The following is an 18,198-nucleotide window of genomic DNA, read 5'->3' as shown; positions in this document are numbered from 1 at the left end:
CAGACCTGCTGCGGTGCGGCGCTTATGCGGCGGCCGTCAGGCCCTGCAGCCACTGCACGCAGTCGCGCAGCTCGTCGGGGTGGATGGTGTGGGCGCAGGGGTACTCGTGGTAGCTCAGCTGCACCGGCAACGGTTCCAGCCGGGCACGGGTCAGGTGGGCACTGGTCAGCGGAATCACGTTGTCCTGCGTGCCGTGGCTCAGCCACACCTGGCGGCCTGCCAGTTGCGCAGGCGGCACCTGCAGCGGCAGCACCTCGGGCAGCAGGCGGCTGTGCCACACGCAGATGGCGTGCAGCAGCGCGGGCTGGGTCAGCAGCAGGCTCAGGCTCATGATGCCGCCCTGGCTGAAGCCGCCCACCACCACGCGTTCGGGCGCAACGCCCAGTTGTTCGGCGGCCTGCTGCACGGTCTGGGCCACCAGGGCACGGCTGTGCTGCTCCTGGTCGGCCGCAATGGTGCGGCTGCCGTCGGGGTTGACGCTGAACTGGAACCAGGCGAATGCATCCGGTCCCATGGCGTACGGCGCCTGCAGGCTGAGCACGTGGAACTGGGGTGGCACATAGGGCGCCAGGCTGAACAGGTCCTGGGCATTGCTGCCCACGCCGTGCATCAGCACCAGCAGCCAGGCCTGTTCCGGTGCGGCCTGGGCGGGGCGGATATAGCCGTTCAGCGGCAGTTGCAGTGCGGGGGTGTCCATGGGTGGTCCTTGCTGAAAATGTCCGGGCTTCACTGTAATGGCGCAGCGGCCGCGCGCTCACCTGCAGGCACATCCTGCAACGCAAAACTGTCCATGGCCAGCATGCCGTACTGCACTTCGCGGCTCAGGTAGCTGGCCGTGGTGCCCGGCCCGCCGGCGCCCAGCGCGAAGAACAGCGGCAGGAAATGGTCATCCGTCGGGTGAGCGCGCCGCGCCTGCGGGGCCTGTTCCAGCCAGTCCAGCAGCGCGGCAGTATCGCGCGCCGTGATGCGCTCCTCGATCCAGCGGCTGAAAGGCTGCACATAGTCCAACCGGCCGCCGCTTTGCCCGGTGACAAAGTCGCGCAGATTGTGCGTCATGCTGCCCGACCCCACCAGCAGCACCCCGGCATCGCGCAGCGGGCGCAGGGCCTGGCCCAGGGCGTAGACCGCCGCCGCATCCGCATCGGCGGGCAGCGACAGCTGCACCACGGGCACATCGGCCTGCGGGAACAGGTGCATCAACGGCACCCAGGCACCATGGTCCATCGGGCGCTCGGGATTCAGCACCGGCTGCTGGCCGGCGGCCTGCAACAGTTGCGCCACCTGCTGTGCCAGCACGGGTGCGCCCGGGGCCGGGTACTGCAGGCTGTAGAGCACGCGGGGAAAACCGCCAAAGTCGTGCCAGGTCTCGGGCTGCAGCGCAGCCATCACCTCCAGCCCCCGGCTCATCCAGTGCGGCGACATCACCACCACCCCGCGCAGCTGTGGGTACTCCGCGCGCAGCGCGCTGCCCCAGCGCTGCAGGGCCGGACCGGTATCTCCTGGCTCGACGGCAAACATGGGCGAGCCGTGGGAGACAAACAAGGCGGGCAGGCGCTGTACAGGCATGTCAGCGGTGGGGGACAGATTCGGCAAAGAGGTGGTCATGGCAAGGCTTTCCTACAGGGGCCGCCACCACGCACTGCGCAGCCAACGGCCTACCCAGTGAATGTAGGGGCGCAACCACTGTTGCACTAGCCGCCATTACTGCCACATATTGTTCTGAAATTGAATTCAATAGACCGCGGTGTGTCCGGCGCCAGGGTTAGGACCTGTCCGTTGCAAGCCGGGCGGCGGATTCAGGGCAGCTGTGCCACAAACACCGGCAGACAGGGCACCGCATCGTCCGCCATGTCCTTGTCGGAAGCCTGGCCCCACTGCGGGTTGCACCAGTCACCATGGACGATGCGCTCCGCCATTGCCATGGGGGTCGCTTCGTGCCGGAGGGCAATGCGAAACGGCAGGCGGCCATGCGCGGCGGACACCAGGCTGAACCGCAGCTGCCGGGTCTGCGCGTCATGCCAGCAGTAGAACCACATGGGCGCATGCCCCTCCGCCGCCAGTCGCCGCCGCCGCGCTTCCAGCACCTGGATAACAAAGTGGGCGACGTCTTCAGGCCGCAGGTCCGAAGCGGCGTCGTCGTCCGGGGAAAAGCTCCACATATTGGCCAAGGCCTCGTGGTGGATGTCGTCCAGGTCGACGACGATGGCGTCATCCTCGGCCATGGCAAGCCATCTCTTCAAGATCGGTGCGTCAGTCATTGCGCAGTGAAAGCCCATGTGCCCGTGTGCCCGTGTGGGGCGGTGTATGCATGCAGTGGGCAGATAGGCACATATGTTCCCGCTGTGCACGCTTCTGGCGCGCTGCTGCAGCACGCACCGTGTCAGAACTGCAGTTTCTGCCGCCCGGCCTTGGTTTCCCCGGCGCGTTTCTTGCCATCCACGCGGCGCTGCTGGCTGGCGCGGGTCGGCCGGGTGGCCTTGCGGGTCTTGGGGGTGTGGGCGGCTTCGGCCAGCAGCTCACGCAGGCGCTGCAATGCGTCTTGCAGATTGCGTTCCTGCGTGCGGTGGGCCTGGGCCTTGATGACCACCACCCCGTCCAGCGTGAAGCGCTGGTCATGGCCGCAGCGCGCCAGCAGGCGCTCCTTGAGGAGATCGGGCAGCGAGGATGCGGCCACATCGAAGCGCAGGTGCACGGCGCTGGAGACCTTGTTCACATTCTGACCACCCGCCCCCTGGGCGCGGATGGCGGTCCAGGTCACTTCGTCCTCGTGCAGCTGCCAGCGCATGGTTCCAGGCCTCTCAGGCCTCCACCGGCTGCGGGCCCGCCAGAATGGGCAGCAGCAGGGCGTGCACCGCCTCGGGGGCTTCGTACTGCACCCAGTGGCCGGCATCGGGCACGCGGTGCATGCCCTGGAAATTGCGGGCGCTGGTGGCCAGCAGGGTTTCCACCTCGTCCAGCAGCTTGGGGTAGAGCGCGTCGCGCTCGGCATAGATGGCGGTGACCGGGCAGGTCACCTTCAGCAGCGACTTGACCAGAATGTCAGTGCTGGAGATGCGGCGGCGCGGCAAGCGGTCGCGCTGCACATTGGCCACATGCAGGGCCACGGTGTCGCGGGTGATCTTTTTCAGATCGCACAGCATCAGCTCCCCCAGGTTGTAGACATGGGTCTGCAACTGGGCGTAGGGCGACTTCAGATGGCGCCAGCCCTTGAGCTGGAACGGGTGCTTGGCGCTCAGGCCGATGCCGGGGGCGCCCACGATCACCAGTTGCTGCACCACATGCGGATGGGCGGCGGCCAGCATGCCGGCCGTCATGCCGCCGAACGAAAAGCCCACCAACTGCACCGGCTGCAGCGGAAAGCGTTCCTGCAGCATCTGCGCCAGGGTATCGAGCATGCCGTCGGCGTCATGCGCACCGGCCACGGCGTCCGAATCGCCAAAGCCCGGCAAGTCCACCGCCCACACATCGTGACCGGCTTCGGTCAGCGGGATGATGCTGCGCACCCAGTGCGTCCAGCTGCCGCTGCCGCCATGGAACAGCACCACCGGCGGCTGGCCATTGGGTTCGGCCGGGCTCCAGTGGTGCAGCACCGTGTGCCCATTGGCATGGGGGTGCTCCACCCGCTCCCCCTTGGCCAGCACCTTGCGGGCTTCGATGGACTGCAGCTGGCCGGCGGCCATGGCGGTCATGGCTTCCGGAAAATCGGCCCAGCCCAGCTCGGGCAGGTTGTCATCGCGTTCAAATGTCTCAAGCACAGCGCACTCTCAGAGGGGGGATTCGGATCGGGAGGTTCAGCCTGCTGCGGACCACTGGGCCACGGCATCGATGGCCAGCGCATAGCCCTGCACGCCCAGGCCGCACACCACCGCGCGTGCCACCGGCGACAGATAGGAATGGTGGCGGAAGGCCTCGCGCGCAAACACGTTGGTGATGTGCAGTTCCAGCAGCGCCACGCCCGTGCCCTTGACGGCGTCCATCAACGCCACGCTGGTGTGGGTGAAGGCCCCGGCGTTGAACACCAGGCCCGCCAGCAGGCCTTGCGCATGCAGGCGGCCGGCTTCGTGGATCCAGTCGATCAGCTGGCCTTCGTGGTTGCTTTGGTGAAAGCGCAGTGCCAGGCCGTGGCGGGCACAGGCTGCCTCGCACAAGGCCTGGACATCGGCCAAGGTGTCAGCACCATAGATGGCAGGTTCCCGTGTGCCCAGCAGGTTCAGATTGGGGCCATTGAGAACAAAGACGGTTTTTTGCATGCAAACACTCCAGCGACTGCCGCCGATTATGCGGCGCCACTCCAGGGCGATCGGTGCTGGTGATCACAGTTTTTCGACAATTGCGGGCACTTCGACGGCGAAGCAGCCGCGACCGCCACCAACTCTAGGCATAAACCCTAGTCTGTCTGCATCTGCAGCCAAACTGGCGCTGTGCGCAAGCCATGCGGCGCAGCCAAAAACAAACCCCATGCCGGCGATCGCAGACATGGGGCCAGGCACAAAAACGGCCCGGTCCCGCCACCCGGTGTATCAGTAGGCGACGGGAACGGAAATTTTCTGAAGCTCAGCGGCGGTAATCGTGGCCATGGCCACGGTAACCCCGGTCATAACCGCGGTCATGGTGGCGGTGGTGGTGCCAGCCACGGGGGGGAGGCGGCGGCGGCGCCCACAGCATGACGGGCGGCGGTGCATACACCACCCGCGGCGGCGGTGCGTAATAGCGCGGCGGCGGTGCCACATACACCGGTTGCGGCGCCATGTAGACGGGCGGCGGGCCATAGACGACGGGGGGACCGGCATTGATGCCCACAGACCAGCTGATATTGCCACCGGCCTGGGCCGTGCCCACCGAGCCAGCCAATGCGGCGGCAGCGACGATCAGGGCGGGGATGGGGTTTTTCCACATATGTTGTATCTCCTCGTTCTGCGGGGGAGGAAGGGTGGCTGCGGCACAGGCCACACACCCTGCTTGCAGATTTAACGTGGCAGGCCTGTTTTTGGATGTCAGCATTCCTGCTACTTTTGTGACTTAACGTTTCTTGACGTTGAAGACCCCGGTCACACCACCCCGCGCCCTTGTGCAGACCCGGGCATGGCGCGCAGGCAACGCTGCAGTGGCGGCCAGCCGCCTACAATGACGCCCCTATGAGCACCCCCGTCAATACCACCAGCAATGCGCCGGAAGTGGTCAAACCCACCAACTTCCTGCGCCAAATCATCGAAGCCGACCTGGAAAAAGGCACCTACGCCCAGCGCCACTGGGGTGGCACGCCGGGCGATGCGCAGCACCACCAGCAAGGCCAGGTGGACGAGGCCAAGATCCGCACCCGCTTCCCGCCCGAGCCCAACGGCTATCTGCACGTGGGCCACGCCAAGTCCATCTGCCTGAACTTTGGTCTGGCACGCGACTTTGGCGGCGTGTGCCACCTGCGCTTTGACGACACCAACCCGGAAAAAGAAGACCAGGAATATGTGGACAGCATCAAGGATGCCGTCCAGTGGCTGGGCTTTGACTGGAAGGACCCCCAGGGCAACAACAACCTGTACTTCGCCAGCAACTATTTCGACTTCATGTACCGCTGCGCCGTGCACCTGATCGAACAGGGCCTGGCCTATGTGGACGAGCAATCGGCCGAAGACATGAAGGCCAACCGCGGCGACTTCACCCGCCCCGGCGTGAACAGCCCGTTCCGCGACCGCAGCGTGGCCGACAACCTGGCCCGCTTTGCCGACATGAAGGCCGGCAAGCTGGCCGATGGCGCCGCCGTGCTGCGCGCCAAGATCGACATGGCCGCCCCCAACATCAATCTGCGCGACCCCGCGATCTACCGCGTGCGCCATGCCGAGCACCACAACACCGGCAACCAGTGGTGCATCTACCCGATGTACACGTTTGCCCATCCTATCGAGGATGCGTACGAGCACATCACCCACTCCATCTGCACCCTGGAGTTCGAAGACCAGCGCCCGTTCTACGACTGGCTGCTGGACCACCTGCGCGCCGGTGGCCTGATCGATGCACCCCAGCCACGCCAGTACGAGTTCGCGCGCCTGAACCTGACCTATGTGGTCACCAGCAAGCGCAAGCTCAAGCACCTGGTGGACAGCGGCACGCTGACCGGCTGGGACGACCCCCGCATGCCCACCATCGTCGGCCTGCGCCGCCGGGGCTACACCCCTGCATCCATCCGCAACTTCTGCGAACGCATTGGCGTGACCAAGGATTACAGCTGGATCGACTACGCCACGCTGGACGGCTGCCTGCGCGAAGACCTCGAGAACCAGGCCCACCGCGCCATGGTGGTGCTGGACCCGGTCAAGCTGGAGCTCACCAACTGGGCCGAGGTGTTTGGCAATGCCGACCATCTGGAACAATGCCAACTGCCGGCCCTGCCCCACCACGGTGATGAGCCCGCCACGGCACCGGACCGCCACTTCACCCTGGGCCGCGAGGTCTGGATCGAGCGCGAAGACTTTGCCGAAGTCCCCCCCAAGGGCTACAAGCGCCTGTTCCCCGGCAACAAGGTGCGCCTGAAGGGCGGCTACGTGATCGAATGCACCGGTGCCGAAAAGGACGCCGACGGCAACGTGACCAAGGTGCTGGCCACCGTGGTGCCCGACACCAAGAGTGGCACCCCCGGCGCCGACAGCGTCAAGGTCAAGGCGGCCATCACCTGGGTGGGCGTGCAGGACGGCCTGCAAGCGGAAGTGCGCCTGTATGACCGCCTGTTCACCGACGCCCAGCCTGATGCCGGCGGCAAGGACTATCTGGCCCTGCTGAACCCCGACAGCCTCAAGGTCGTGACCGCCTATGTGGAACCTTCGCTCAAGGCGGCCCAGCCCGACGACAAGTTCCAGTTCGAGCGCTTTGGCTACTTTGTGGCCGACCGCAAGGACCACAGCGCGGCCCACCCGGTGTTCAACAAGATCACCGGCCTGAAGGACTCCTGGGGCAAGTAAGCGCGCCCGCGCCTGCCTGAAAGGCTGCCATCCGGCAGCCTTTTTTCTGGGGTGAACCCGGCGGCGCACGCCGCACATGCGACCCGGCGGCAGACCGCCCAGCAAAAAGGACTGCCGAGGCAGTCCTTTATGACGGTGACGGGTGGTGGCGTATGCATCCGCTGCGCCGGCCACCGGCACGGCACGCCGATTTCAGGCGTATTCCATATTCCCGTGCTTGCTGGCCACCAGGCGGCCGGCAGACAGCGACATCATCAGCATCGCAATCGATTCGTGCACGATCAGGGTATGGGTGTTGTCCGTGTCCACCATGTTGCTGCGCAGGATCTCACGCACGCTGGGCGCACCGGAGACATCGATGATGATGTCCACCGTGTGGTCCACCAGCTCCATGAAATTGGTGGTGACATGCACGCCATGCTGGCGCGCCAGGGCGATACCGGGCTGGTTCAGGTCCAGGTCGGCCACGCCGCGCACCTGCACAAACGGTGCATTCAACAACTGCTGCAACAAAGGGGTACCGGTCTCGCCGGCGCCAATCACCACGATCTGGAACATCTGCATGGGGCAACCCATCCTTTCAAAAGCACTGCCCCATCATAAAAAGCCTGCTGCCCGCCGCAGTACCAGTGCCACGGGCGAATGCAAAGCCTCTGCGCCAGATCAACAAGCCCGCGTGCGGCACACCCGCCCGGCAGCACCGGCCTTGCGGGCGCCACGCTCTGTGGTCGGCATGCTCTGCCCAGCGTATCGATTGGAAAGTTGGCAGGTCCGCACCGACCGCCGGGTGTGCACCGGCTTCAGATCAGGTTCAGCGCCACGGCTGCGCCCACCCCCATGGTGCCGGCCTGCCAGCGCAGCAGTTCCAGCCAGCTGGCACTCTGGGTTTCCACATAGCGGTAGAGCAGACGGCCTGCAGCCACCGACAAGCCCACCGCCAGCACCAGCCCGATGCTGTTGATGAACGCGCCTTCGGGCCACAGCATGTGCCACACGGCATTCACCAGCAGGCAGATGCTGAAGTGGATCAGGAACACGGAGTACGACATCTGGCCCAGCTGCTGCAGCGGGGACCAGCGCCATTGCAGCAGGCGGTCAGACCAGGACACCGCTCCGGCCAGCGCCAGCACCAGGGCCGTGGTCAGCGCCAGGGCAATGCGGGTGCGCCACTCGATCCACAGCGCCACAGCGCCCAGCACCAGCATGGCCGCTGCCCAGACCCAGCGGCCCATGGGGCGCGGGCTGTGTGCAGCCCACCAGGCCATCATGCCCAGGCCGTAGGCACCAAAGAAATAGATGGCCCAGTTGTCCAGGCCGCTGTCCAGATTCCAGTCCCACAGCGATGCCGCCACCAGCACCACGATGCCGGCCTGCACCAGGGTCAGCGGCCAGCGGCTGGCAACTGGCGCCGCTGCGGCACCGCCCTTCGCGGCAGATTTGGCGGCCAACGGCGCCTGTGCCAGGCGGTGGCAGGCCCAGATCCACAACGCGGCAGCGGCGTAGAGCTGGAAGTCAATGGCCACATACCAGACGCCTGCGGACAGGGACTCCCAGCCCCCCACGCCATGCAGCAGGAACAGGTGGGCCAGCAGCTGGGCCCAGGTGGGGGCGGCCGACATGGAATCGTGCTCGAACCCCATGTTGCGCACCAGCTCGGTGAGCAGAATGGTCACGGCCAGCGCCGCGGCAAAAGGCAGCACCAGGCGCACAAAGCGCTTGCCCAGCAACGGAAGCAGCTGGGCATGGCGCGTCAGCCCCTGCGGTGCCAGACCGGCTGCGGCCAGGTAGCCGCCCAGCACCAGGAAGACCTGCACCGCCATGCGCGCATAGTCGAACAGCCAGTCCATCAACAGGGTCGCCACCGGCTTGACCACGTCCGACATCGGCCCATAGAAGGCCAGATGGTGGCAAACGATCAGCAGGCAGGCGAACCCTTTGGCCTGGTCAAGCCAGGCATTTCTGGAGGACATGGATAGGGAGTGCGCAAAAGCGGCAGAAAAAGCAGCAGGCCGTTCAAATGCCGGCCTGCTTGTGTTAGCTCAACGTTCCAGACCATATTCCCGTTGACAGACGGTGGCTGCAGCTTGCGCCATCCACGCTCGCCAGCGCATGCCATCCGCAGCCCCGACCGCCTGCCCAACCCCATGGCTGCGCCAGGAATTGCTGCAGCCGTGCCGGGCGCGCTTCACAATCCCCGCATCCCTCCCCACATTACGTCCTGCCCCACCGCATGTCTGCTGCACCGCTCCATTTCACCCACCTTCCCTCCCGCCGCCGTGCCATGCAAGCCCTGGCGGGCATGGGTGCGCTGGCCGCACTCCCTTTTCCCGGCTGGGCTGCCACTGACAATGGCCTGTGGCCCCAGGACAGCCGCGTCCCCGGCGGCGTGGCACGCCTGTCACTGGGCCCGGCCCCCCAACGCCCCCAGGTCCGCTCCGGCGATGTGCCGGTGCTCGTGCTGGGCGACATGATCGAGTGGACGGCGGTGGTGGGCATTCCCCTGTCCGCCAAACCCGGCGCCCATGCGGTGCAGGTGCAGGACAGTGCACGTGAGCGCACACTGCGCTACCAGGTGCAGGACAAGAAATACACCGAGCAGCGCTTGAAGGTCTCCCCCAAGACCGTGGACCTGGCGCCCGACGATCTGGCCCGCCACGAGCGCGAACGCGCCCACCAGAAGACCATCATGGAGCGTTTCAGCACCCCGTCACCCGATCTGGGGCCGCTGCGCATGCTGCAGCCCGTGCCCGGCCGGCGCAGCAGCAGCTTTGGCCTGCGCCGCATCTTCAACGGCCAGGCGCGCAATCCCCACAGCGGCATGGACATTGCGGCCGCCACGGGCACACCGATTGTGGCGCCGCTGCCTGGCACCGTGGTAGATGTGGGTGACTACTTCTTCAATGGCGGCACGGTGTGGCTGGACCATGGTGCCGGCCTGCTGAGCATGTACTGCCACCTGAGCCGCACCGACTGCAAGGTCGGCGATGTGCTGCGCACCGGGGACCGCTTCTGCCAGGTGGGCGCCACCGGCCGCGTGACGGGCCCGCACCTGCACTGGGGCGTGATGCTGAACCGCACCATGGTGGATCCGGCCTTGTTCCTGGCTGCCTGACAGCGCCCTGCTTTTCCACCGGCACCACGGACACGGAGGGTGCCGTGGCCCATCGCCGCCGGCCTGCGCGCACGAAGGCGGGTCTCCCACCGAAAGCGGCCGCAGCCAGTCAGGGGAGCCTGTGCCTGTAGTCGCAGTCACAGGCTGGTGGGCATCTGCGGGATGCGCCGACCCGAAAAGATTTTTTCAACCTGTCCCGCCGCATTGCCTGCGACAGGGTGGCGCACAACGACGGCGTGCGCGCCAGGTGTCAAGGTTTTTTCGAACTGGCCGATTCGACAGAGGAAGGCGTTCCATCTGCCACGTCCACCAGCAGATAGCGCCGCATCAACTCGAAAAAGCTTTCGTAGAAACGCTCCGACTGGATGGTTTCACTGCCGACCTTGATCATGGAGTCATGCCCCGCCGAGAACGGCAGCGACAGCGAGCCCAGTGCGCTGACCCCCACACTGGCCGAATTGCTGGCCTTGCGCAGGGCATAGGTGTCCTGCAAGGCAGTGACAAAACCCACACTCAGCTTGCCATCGGCCGACTCGGCAGCGCACACGACACGGATGTGCATCTGCAGATGGCGTTCGGCCTCGGGCTGGAAATTCTTGTTTCCTTCCACCAGGTCCTTGCGGCTGGTGTCGATGATGTAGCCCTGGCTCAGCAAGGCGCGCCGCGCGGCTTCACAGGTCTGTTCGGCCCGCGCATCGAACATGCGCGAGAAGGTGGCAGCCGACGTGAAGCTTTCCTGCGGCGGCAGGGTCTGCAGCGTGGACTTGCCACCGCACCCTGCCAGCATGGCGGCTGCCGCCATGGCGATTGCCCATCCCGCTCTGGTTGCGAGCCCTTGTATTTGCCCAGTTGCTCTCATCCGCACCCCATGCACTCCATATCGCGCCGCATGCGGTATGCATGCAAGCCTGCGGTGAGTTGGCTGCACGGGACTTCCAGAAGGATCCACGCTGCAGTCCGGCCACGAGAGGCCATCACACGCTCCAGGCAGGACATTTTATCTCGCCCACGATGGCGCCCGGACAGGAGGGCCGATGGCACGCAAGGTTCCCTCCATGTGCACCACCCACCGCAATACATTTGTTTGCCATTTACGTGGAATACACGCACAAACCAGATACACGACTGGGCGAAGATCAAGCTATTGTCTGACATAGCAAGGGCGGCTGCTGCGACGCTGCAGCACCAATCCGCCTACGAGACTGAACTTCCGTCCATTCACCCTGTCCCATCACTGTGAAACATTTGACACCCTCTTCCCATGCGCTGCGCGCCACATGGCAACCTGTCGCCGTCGCAAGCCTGTGCCTGGGTCTGCTGGCCGGTTGCGCCCAGCCCTCGGCTTCATCTTCCTCGGCTTCTCCAGTGACCCAGACCCGTCCTGCTCCATCGCAAACGCCCTCCGCCGCCCGCATTCTGAGCGGCCACCACTGGCTGCTGCAGCGCGCCAGCACGGCCCAGGGCGCAGAGCAGGCAGGCTGGAAACCCAGCGGCCCGGGCGTGGAAGGCAAGGATGTGCAGCTGGACTTCACCAGCGAAGGCATGTTGAGCGTGCACAACCTGTGCAACCAGCTGGCCGGCCGCTATACGCTGGACGGCAACCGCATCCTGGTGGAACAGCTGGTGTCCACCATGCGCGCCTGCAACAACCGTCCGCTGATGGAACTGGAGCAACGCGTGGCACAGCGCCTGGCCCAGCTCGACAGCTGGCAGCTGCGTACGGCCGAAGGTCCTGCCGCCCCCACGCTGACCTTGACCTTCAAGGACGGCGGCCGCTGGGAACTGCAGGGCAAGCCTACGCCCGCCACGCTGTACGGCAGCGAAGGCGTGCGCGAATTCCTGGAAGTGGCACCGCAACGTGAAGCCTGCAGCGGCGTGGCCCCCATGCAGTGCCTCAAGGCGCGCTCGGTCCAGTACGACAGCCGCGGCCTGAAGACCGAAGTCGGCCCCTGGCAGCTGTTCTATACCGAGATCGAAGGCTACCGCCATGAACCCGGCGTGCGCAACGTGCTGCGCGTGCAACGCTACGAGCGCAAGCAGGTTCCGGCCGATGCCTCGCGCTATGTCTATGTGCTGGACATGGTGGTGGAGTCGGAAATCGTCAAGCCACGCTGACCGGCGCCCCGCACGCGCCACCATCCAGCGGCCTGCGTCGCCATCGCAGCCCTCTCCAAAGCCATGCAGTGCCCCTGCATGGCTTTTTTCTTTGGGCGCAGTGTTTTGCCGGGGTTCATCAAGGGTTTGCACCAGGGTCACAGGCCCGGTGACGGGACATCACTGCTGCACGTGGGCAGCGGAGTTGCAGACCGCTCGCAAACAAAACCCAGACACAACACAGGCAAGACGCAGACAAAAAAACGGCTGCACGGTAGGCAGCCATAACCCCGATTTCAATTTCCCTCTCTCCTGTCTGCTCCCCTGGCGGCGAAGAACGCAGCGTGCATTCGCCTGGCCTGCGGGAATTCAGCTCCCGGCCCCGCCCACCAGCGGGGCAACCCGCTATCAGTTGAAACGGAACTTGCCGTCCACAAACATGGAAGCGCGGTGGCCACGCTCGCTCTGGTCATCGGCATAGGACCAGAATGCCTTGACCGTACCGTTTTCGGTATCGATGAGCTGGCTCACGGTGAAGCCGGTCTTTTCGATCCAGTTCAGGAAGTGCAGCGTATCGGACAGTTGCAGATAGCTCAGGCGTTCATGCCCTTGCGTGATGTTGCCGTTCTTGTCGCGCACCCTCCAGTGCAGATCCCCCCGCACGGTGTAACGGACTTCGGCAGTGCTTTCAGGGAAGTCGATGACGGCTTCACGACCCAGGAGTGCGCCGATGTATTGCATTGTCATGATGGTCTGCCTCTGTCGTTGTATCGGTTGAGCGCGGTATGTCGAAAACGCCTTTGCTATGGAATTGATTGTTCAATAGCCCACCCCATGGACATGTAGGAATAGTCAGCATGATCTGGAAGTCAGACTGCCAGCGCCAGATCGCCCTCACTTTCCTACATTCCCGCCGAACGGTTTCCGGTACCGATCCATGGTGTTTCACCGCCAGCGACTGCGGATGCCTATGCTGGTGGGACAGCCGCCAGGCACCAAGTGCACCGGTCCAGAAAAATCACGGAGGCAGAACGCACCCGCCCACAGCGCTCGCCCCTCCAAGGTGCTGCCCGGACTTATGCCCACTGCGTGTGGGCGCCCTTGTGGATAACTGGCCTGTAAACCGGCCCAGGCCACGCCCAGCATGGCTTTGGCGCCACTGCCCGTTTTTTCATCACATCCGGCACGCAATGCCGCCGACCCGGCAGGCCGCTCCTTCGAGCCGGCGCGCAAGGACAGCCGTGTCTACACCGCTTTCCGGCGGCGCTCCTGCCGCAGCTGCACCACCGCTTCCACCACCAGCACCGCCACCGCCGCAAAGATGGCGATATACAGCGGCTGCTGTCCGGGAGCCAGCTGCTCACCCAGCAACAGCGCCACCAGGGCCAGCAGCACCGGCTCCACATAGGACAGCAAACCGAACAAGCCCATGGGCAGCCAGCGGCTGGCCAGCATGTACAGCGCCAGTCCGGCGGCACTGACCACCCCCAGCAGCGGCAGCATGGCCTGCAGATGCGATGCAGACTGCCACACCAGCAGGCCCGATGGCGCACGGGCCATGAACCACAGCGCGGCCGGCACCAGCAGCGCCATGTCCAGCCAATGCCCGCCCAGGTGGTCTGTACCCAGCTTGCGGCGCAGCGCAAAATAGATTGGGTAGCCCAGGCAGACGATCGCCGTTTCCAGCGTCAGCCCTCCCGCACGCCACAGCTCCCACGCCACGCCCAGACTGGCCAGCACCGCAGCCAGCAGCTGCGGACGGGTCAGGCGTTCATGAAACAGCAAGCGCCCTGCCAGCACCAGGGTCAGCGGCAGCAGAAAATAGCCCAGCGACACCGGCAGGGCCTTGCCGTGCAATGGTGCCCACATGAAAAGCCACAGCTGCACTCCCAGCAGCGCCGCGCTGGCCAGCAACCCCAGCACCAACGATGGCTGGGCGCGCACCCGCGCGGCCATCGCCTGCAACTGACCCTGCTCCTGCAGCAGCCACAGCAATGCCGTGGTGAACGGCAAGGTGACCACCACGCGCCAGCCAAAGATCTGCTCGCCATCCAGCGGAGCCAGCCAGGGCGCCATGGCATACAGCAGCCCGAACATCACCGAAGCCAGCACCGATGCCAGCACACCCTTGACCATGCCTATCCCCCTTGCAAGCCGCGCATTGTCGGCCATGGCAGGAACGTGGCATGACGCGCAGGTGGCGGCATGGAGTCGGCAGATGCGCCAGAATGCAGCGCTTCTGCCTTCCTCGACGGGTCTCCCCTTGTCTTCTACCGCTCCCACACCGGTGCACGGCAGCGCGCTGCGCCAGCCGGGCTTTGTTCCTTTTCTCGCCGCCCGCATGCTGGGCTTCTTTGCCCAGCAGATGCAGGCCATCGTCGTGGCCTGGCAGGTCTATGACATCACCCGCGACCCGCTGTCGCTGGCCCTGGTGGGCCTGGCGCAGTTCCTGCCCATGCTGCTGCTGCTGGTGCCGGCCGGGGATCTGAGCGACCGCATGAGCCGAAAGCGCATCCTGGCCGTCAGCTGGAGCGTGGCAGCCTTGTGCGCCGGTCTGCTGCTGTGGCTGACCACGCTGGGCGAGCACGGGGTGGGCGGCATCTACGCCGTGCTGGTGCTATTTGGCTGCAGCCGCGCCTTCACCAGCCCGGCCATGCAAAGCCTGCTGCCCCAGATCGTGCCGCGCGAACACCTGGCCCAGGCCCTGGCGACCAACAGCATGCTGATGCGCACCTCGGCCATTGCCGCCCCCATGCTGGGCGGCCTGCTGTATGGCCTGGGTGGCGGCGAGCTGACCTATGCCGTGTGCGCCATCGCCCTGGTGCTGGGCGTGCTGCTGCTGGCCGTGGTGCCCGTGCGCTATGCCGCACCACGCCAGCCGCTGGAAGGCACGATGTGGCAGCGCGCCGCAGAAGGCATCCGCTTCATCCGCAGCCGCCCCATCGTGCTGGGCACCATCTCGCTGGACCTGTTTGCAGTGCTGCTGGGCGGCGTGGTGGCGCTGCTGCCGGTATATGCCAAGGAAGTGCTGCACACCGGTCCCGAAGGGCTGGGCATGCTGCGCTCATCGATGGCCGTGGGCGAGGTGGCCATGGGCCTGTGGCTGAGCACCCGCCCCATCCAGCGCCATGTGGGCAAGGTGATGTTTGCCGCAGTGGCCGTGTTCGGCATGGCCAACCTGATCTTCTCGCTGTCGCACTGGTTCTGGCTGTCGCTGGCCTGCCTGGCGGTGGCCGGGGCGGCAGACATGGTCAGCGTCTACATCCGCTCGGCCCTGGTGCAGTTCTCCACGCCCGACGCCATGCGCGGCCGGGTGAATGCGGTGAACATGCTGTTCATCAGCTCCAGCAACGAGCTGGGCGAGTTCCGTGCCGGCGCCATGGCATCGGCCATTGGTGCCGTGCCGGCGGCCATTGCCGGCAGCCTGTGCACGCTGGGGGTGGTGGGCACCTGGATGCGGGTGTTCGAGCCCTTGCGCAGTGTGGACCGGCTGGAAGACGCGGCCCGCTCCAGCAGCCACCCCTCTCCATGAATCACCGCTGCCTGCAGCGCTCGCTGCAGGTCCTGGGATCGTAGCCGCATCCCACCACCAGCCCGCTTCCAAGCGGGCTTTTTTGCGCCCCGCGCAGGCAGCGCAACGCGGCACGGCCCGACCCCAAACACATCAATTAACGAGTTCATACACTCGCTCACAAAGCTGCACCAAAGTAGCTTTTTGCATCACGGCATTGGTGCGCACCACAACCATAGCGGTGCAAATTTAATAGCTGCATGCGCTTTCTGGATCTATCCAAGCTGGCATACGAGTTGCACTAGCCAAGGCGGTCTGCGTACTTCCCGCGCGGCCGTCAACAGAAAGCAAGCTGACCTATGCCAGAACAAAAAACTCCACTTACCAGACGGAAACTGCTCTCGATGATTGGCCAGGTGGCCGGTGGCTCGGTGATGTACCAGGCCATGACTTCCCTGGGCCATGCGGCCGAATCCAGCTACACCGGCCCCATCCAGCTGGGCAAGGCCAAGCCCGGGGCCTCCGTGGTCGTGCTGGGTGCCGGTCTGGCCGGCATGGTGGCCGCCGTGGAACTGCGCAACGCCGGCTACAAGGTCACCGTGCTGGAGTACCAGAACCGCGCGGGTGGCCGCGCCTGGACGCTGCGCGGTGGCGACAGCTTCACCGAGCTGGACGGCACCACGCAGACCGTGGGGTTTGCCAAGGGCAACTACCTGAATCCCGGCCCCTGGCGTGTTCCCCACAACCACCATGCCATGATGGACCTGTACCGCCGCTACGGCATCCAGCTGGACGTGTTCAACCAGGTCAACCACAACGCCTATGTGCACAGCAGCAAGGCGTTTGGCGGCAAGCCCCAGCGCTTCCGCCATGTCTCCACCGACTTCCGCGGCCATGTGTCGGAGCTGCTGGCCAAGGCCACCAACCAGGGCGCCCTGGATGCCGCGATCCGCAAGGAAGACGCCGAAAAGCTGCTGGCCGCGCTGAAGAGCTACGGCGCGCTGGACAAGGAATACCGCTACGCCGCCAGCCTGCACACCAGCGAATACCGCGGCTATGACATCGACCCGGGCGGCGGCCTGATGGACCGCGCCAAGGCCTCCCAGCCCATCGCCCTGCACGACGTGCTGCAGTCGAACCTGTGGTCGCAGATCGGCGCCGGCAACCTCACCGAATTCCACAGCACCATTTTCCAGCCCCATGGCGGCATGGACATGCTGCCCAAGGCGCTGGCCAAGGACCTGGGCCAGGCCATCCAGTACAACGCCCGCGTTACCCAGATTGCGCAGAACGACAAGTCCGTCACCGTCAGCTACACCCGCAACGGTGCGCCGCAGCAGGTCCAGGCCGACTGGTGCGTGTGCACGATTCCGGCTTCCATCCTCGCCCAGATGGACATCCAGGTCGGGGACAAGATGCGCGCCGGCATCGAGGCCCTGCCCTACGGCAGCTCCATGAAGATCGGCCTGGAATTCAAGCGCCGCTTCTGGGAGGAGGATGAACGCATCTACGGCGGCATCACCAACACCGACCTGCCCATCCAGCAGATCTCCTACCCCTCCAACGACTACATGAGCGCCGGCCCCGCCGTGCTGCTGGGCGCCTACGCCTTCGAGAACACCAATGCCTACCGCTTCTCGTCGCTGACACCCAAGGAACGCATCCGCCTGGCCGTGGAATACGGCAGCCAGATCCACCCCCAGTACAAGCAGGAATTCCGCAACGGCGTCTCCGTGGCCTGGCACCGCATGGGCTGGATACAGGGCTGCTTTGGCGCCTGGAACGACACCTTGCGCGAACAGCACTACGACAACATGGCGCAGATCGACAACCGCCTGGTGCTGGCGGGCGAACACATCTCCTTCATCCCTGCCTGGCAGGAAGGTGCCGTGCTGTCGTCGCTGAACGCCGTGCAGCGCCTGCACGCCAAGGCTGCCGCCCTGTGAGCGGCCCCCACGACAAGGAATTGAACACCATGAGCAACACGCATTCTTCCCGTGGTCTCAGCGCCGCCGCCCTGCTGCTGGCCAGCCTGTGCAGTCTGCCTGCACTGGCGGCCCCTGCCACCGGCACGGCCACCGAAGTGATGGCCATCCCCGCAGCCGAGGTGGCGGCGCTGCAGGCCGGGTTCTCCGACAGCCGCCAGATCAACACCCAGCGCGGTGGCGACAAGATCTACCAGGCCATCTGCCAGGGCTGCCACATGCCCCAGGGCCAGGGCAGCAAGGGCGCAGGCTTTTACCCAGCCCTGGCCGGCAACACCAAGCTGGCGGCCGGCGCCTACCCCGTCGGCGTGGTGATGAACGGCCTGCACGGCATGCCCAGCTTTGCCGCCCGCCTGAACGACGAGCAGGTGGCAGAGGTGGTGAACTACGTGCGCACGCATTTCGGCAACCAGTTCACCGATGCGGTCAAGGCCGATGACGTGAAGCTCTTCCGCAAGTAAACCGCTCCCCCGGCAGGGCCGCACTGCGCTGCAGCCCTGCTTCTTTCCCCACTCCCGGGCCGCTCTTCGGCACCGACCCTATCGA

The 18,198-nt window shown here is 65.5% G+C and carries 19 protein-coding genes; 6 read left to right on the top strand and 13 right to left on the bottom strand.

Translation table 11 applies throughout. The annotated features are described in order from the left end of the window. Positions 1 to 22: 22 nt before the first annotated feature. From QM470_RS13060 to QM470_RS13025, 8 genes are all read right to left on the bottom strand, one after another. Positions 23 to 697 carry an alpha/beta hydrolase gene (locus QM470_RS13060; protein WP_283339559.1) on the bottom strand — a complete coding sequence of 225 codons (675 nt, stop codon included), beginning with the start codon at positions 695 to 697 and terminating at the stop codon, positions 23 to 25. Between the two features lie 29 nt (positions 698 to 726). Next, positions 727 to 1,605, bottom strand: a complete 879-nt coding sequence (locus QM470_RS13055; RefSeq protein WP_283339558.1) for a DODA-type extradiol aromatic ring-opening family dioxygenase — start codon at positions 1,603 to 1,605, stop codon at positions 727 to 729. A gap of 191 nt (positions 1,606 to 1,796) precedes the next feature. Then, positions 1,797 to 2,222, bottom strand: coding sequence for a hypothetical protein (locus QM470_RS13050; RefSeq protein ID WP_283339557.1), 426 nt, complete (start codon positions 2,220 to 2,222; stop codon positions 1,797 to 1,799). Between the two features lie 158 nt (positions 2,223 to 2,380). Continuing rightward, positions 2,381 to 2,785 (bottom strand): alternative ribosome rescue aminoacyl-tRNA hydrolase ArfB, encoded by a 405-nt coding sequence (arfB, locus tag QM470_RS13045; protein ID WP_218334295.1) that lies wholly within the window; start codon positions 2,783 to 2,785, stop codon positions 2,381 to 2,383. A 13-nt stretch (positions 2,786 to 2,798) separates the two neighbouring features. Then, on the bottom strand, positions 2,799 to 3,755 hold the full coding sequence (locus QM470_RS13040; protein WP_227657863.1) for an alpha/beta fold hydrolase: 957 nt from the start codon (positions 3,753 to 3,755) through the stop codon (positions 2,799 to 2,801). A gap of 36 nt (positions 3,756 to 3,791) precedes the next feature. Beyond that, a complete protein-coding gene (aroQ, locus tag QM470_RS13035) occupies positions 3,792 to 4,250 on the bottom strand; it encodes a type II 3-dehydroquinate dehydratase (RefSeq protein ID WP_283339556.1) in 459 nt (152 codons plus the stop codon). A gap of 63 nt (positions 4,251 to 4,313) precedes the next feature. Then, positions 4,314 to 4,478, bottom strand: a complete 165-nt coding sequence (locus QM470_RS13030; RefSeq protein ID WP_283339555.1) for a hypothetical protein — start codon at positions 4,476 to 4,478, stop codon at positions 4,314 to 4,316. A gap of 76 nt (positions 4,479 to 4,554) precedes the next feature. Then, positions 4,555 to 4,896 carry a hypothetical protein gene (locus QM470_RS13025; protein WP_066538967.1) on the bottom strand — a complete coding sequence of 114 codons (342 nt, stop codon included), beginning with the start codon at positions 4,894 to 4,896 and terminating at the stop codon, positions 4,555 to 4,557. Positions 4,897 to 5,135: 239 nt separating this feature from the next. On the opposite strand from QM470_RS13025, the gene QM470_RS13020 reads away from it, so the two are divergent. Beyond that, entirely contained in the window at positions 5,136 to 6,950 is a 1,815-nt protein-coding gene (locus QM470_RS13020; protein ID WP_283339554.1) for a glutamine--tRNA ligase/YqeY domain fusion protein, read from the top strand. A gap of 192 nt (positions 6,951 to 7,142) precedes the next feature. Here the strand turns inward: QM470_RS13020 and QM470_RS13015 are convergent, their stop codons facing one another. Both QM470_RS13015 and QM470_RS13010 read right to left on the bottom strand, forming a co-directional pair. Further along, complete coding sequence (locus QM470_RS13015) at positions 7,143 to 7,514, bottom strand: oxidoreductase (protein WP_192334389.1); 372 nt, start codon at positions 7,512 to 7,514, stop codon at positions 7,143 to 7,145. Positions 7,515 to 7,750: 236 nt separating this feature from the next. Beyond that, positions 7,751 to 8,920, bottom strand: a complete 1,170-nt coding sequence (locus QM470_RS13010; RefSeq protein ID WP_283339553.1) for an acyltransferase family protein — start codon at positions 8,918 to 8,920, stop codon at positions 7,751 to 7,753. Positions 8,921 to 9,180: 260 nt separating this feature from the next. Between QM470_RS13010 and QM470_RS13005 the strand changes: the two genes are divergently transcribed. Continuing rightward, positions 9,181 to 10,062 (top strand): peptidoglycan DD-metalloendopeptidase family protein, encoded by an 882-nt coding sequence (locus tag QM470_RS13005; RefSeq protein ID WP_502846840.1) that lies wholly within the window; start codon positions 9,181 to 9,183, stop codon positions 10,060 to 10,062. A gap of 250 nt (positions 10,063 to 10,312) precedes the next feature. Here QM470_RS13005 and QM470_RS13000 read toward each other — a convergent pair whose 3' ends face one another. Then, complete coding sequence (locus QM470_RS13000; RefSeq protein WP_283339552.1) at positions 10,313 to 10,864, bottom strand: DUF2242 domain-containing protein; 552 nt, start codon at positions 10,862 to 10,864, stop codon at positions 10,313 to 10,315. A 434-nt stretch (positions 10,865 to 11,298) separates the two neighbouring features. Here QM470_RS13000 and QM470_RS12995 point away from each other — a divergent pair, with 434 nt between their 5' ends. Continuing rightward, the gene (locus QM470_RS12995) at positions 11,299 to 12,177 is read left to right on the top strand and encodes an META and DUF4377 domain-containing protein (protein ID WP_283339551.1); all 879 of its coding nucleotides are present in this window, start codon (positions 11,299 to 11,301) and stop codon (positions 12,175 to 12,177) included. A 387-nt stretch (positions 12,178 to 12,564) separates the two neighbouring features. Here QM470_RS12995 and QM470_RS12990 read toward each other — a convergent pair whose 3' ends face one another. Continuing rightward, positions 12,565 to 12,903, bottom strand: coding sequence for a MoaF-related domain-containing protein (locus QM470_RS12990; protein WP_066538981.1), 339 nt, complete (start codon positions 12,901 to 12,903; stop codon positions 12,565 to 12,567). Positions 12,904 to 13,401: 498 nt separating this feature from the next. Beyond that, positions 13,402 to 14,292, bottom strand: coding sequence for an EamA family transporter RarD (rarD, locus tag QM470_RS12985; protein WP_283339550.1), 891 nt, complete (start codon positions 14,290 to 14,292; stop codon positions 13,402 to 13,404). Between the two features lie 82 nt (positions 14,293 to 14,374). On the opposite strand from rarD, the gene QM470_RS12980 reads away from it, so the two are divergent. The 3 genes from QM470_RS12980 (at position 14,375) to QM470_RS12970 (ending at position 18,113) form a co-directional block, all read left to right on the top strand. Further along, positions 14,375 to 15,688, top strand: coding sequence for an MFS transporter (locus QM470_RS12980; protein WP_280011840.1), 1,314 nt, complete (start codon positions 14,375 to 14,377; stop codon positions 15,686 to 15,688). Between the two features lie 383 nt (positions 15,689 to 16,071). Beyond that, the gene (locus tag QM470_RS12975) at positions 16,072 to 17,613 is read left to right on the top strand and encodes a flavin monoamine oxidase family protein (RefSeq protein WP_283339548.1); all 1,542 of its coding nucleotides are present in this window, start codon (positions 16,072 to 16,074) and stop codon (positions 17,611 to 17,613) included. 29 nt (positions 17,614 to 17,642) lie between these two features. Continuing rightward, complete coding sequence (locus QM470_RS12970; protein ID WP_280011838.1) at positions 17,643 to 18,113, top strand: c-type cytochrome; 471 nt, start codon at positions 17,643 to 17,645, stop codon at positions 18,111 to 18,113. Positions 18,114 to 18,198 lie beyond the last annotated feature (85 nt).

Source organism: Comamonas sp. 17RB (assembly GCF_030056555.1).
Taxonomy (GTDB): domain Bacteria; phylum Pseudomonadota; class Gammaproteobacteria; order Burkholderiales; family Burkholderiaceae_C; genus Comamonas; species Comamonas terrigena.
The sequence above is the reverse complement of the archived record's forward strand: the minus strand, read 5'-3'. Positions and strand labels throughout refer to the sequence as shown.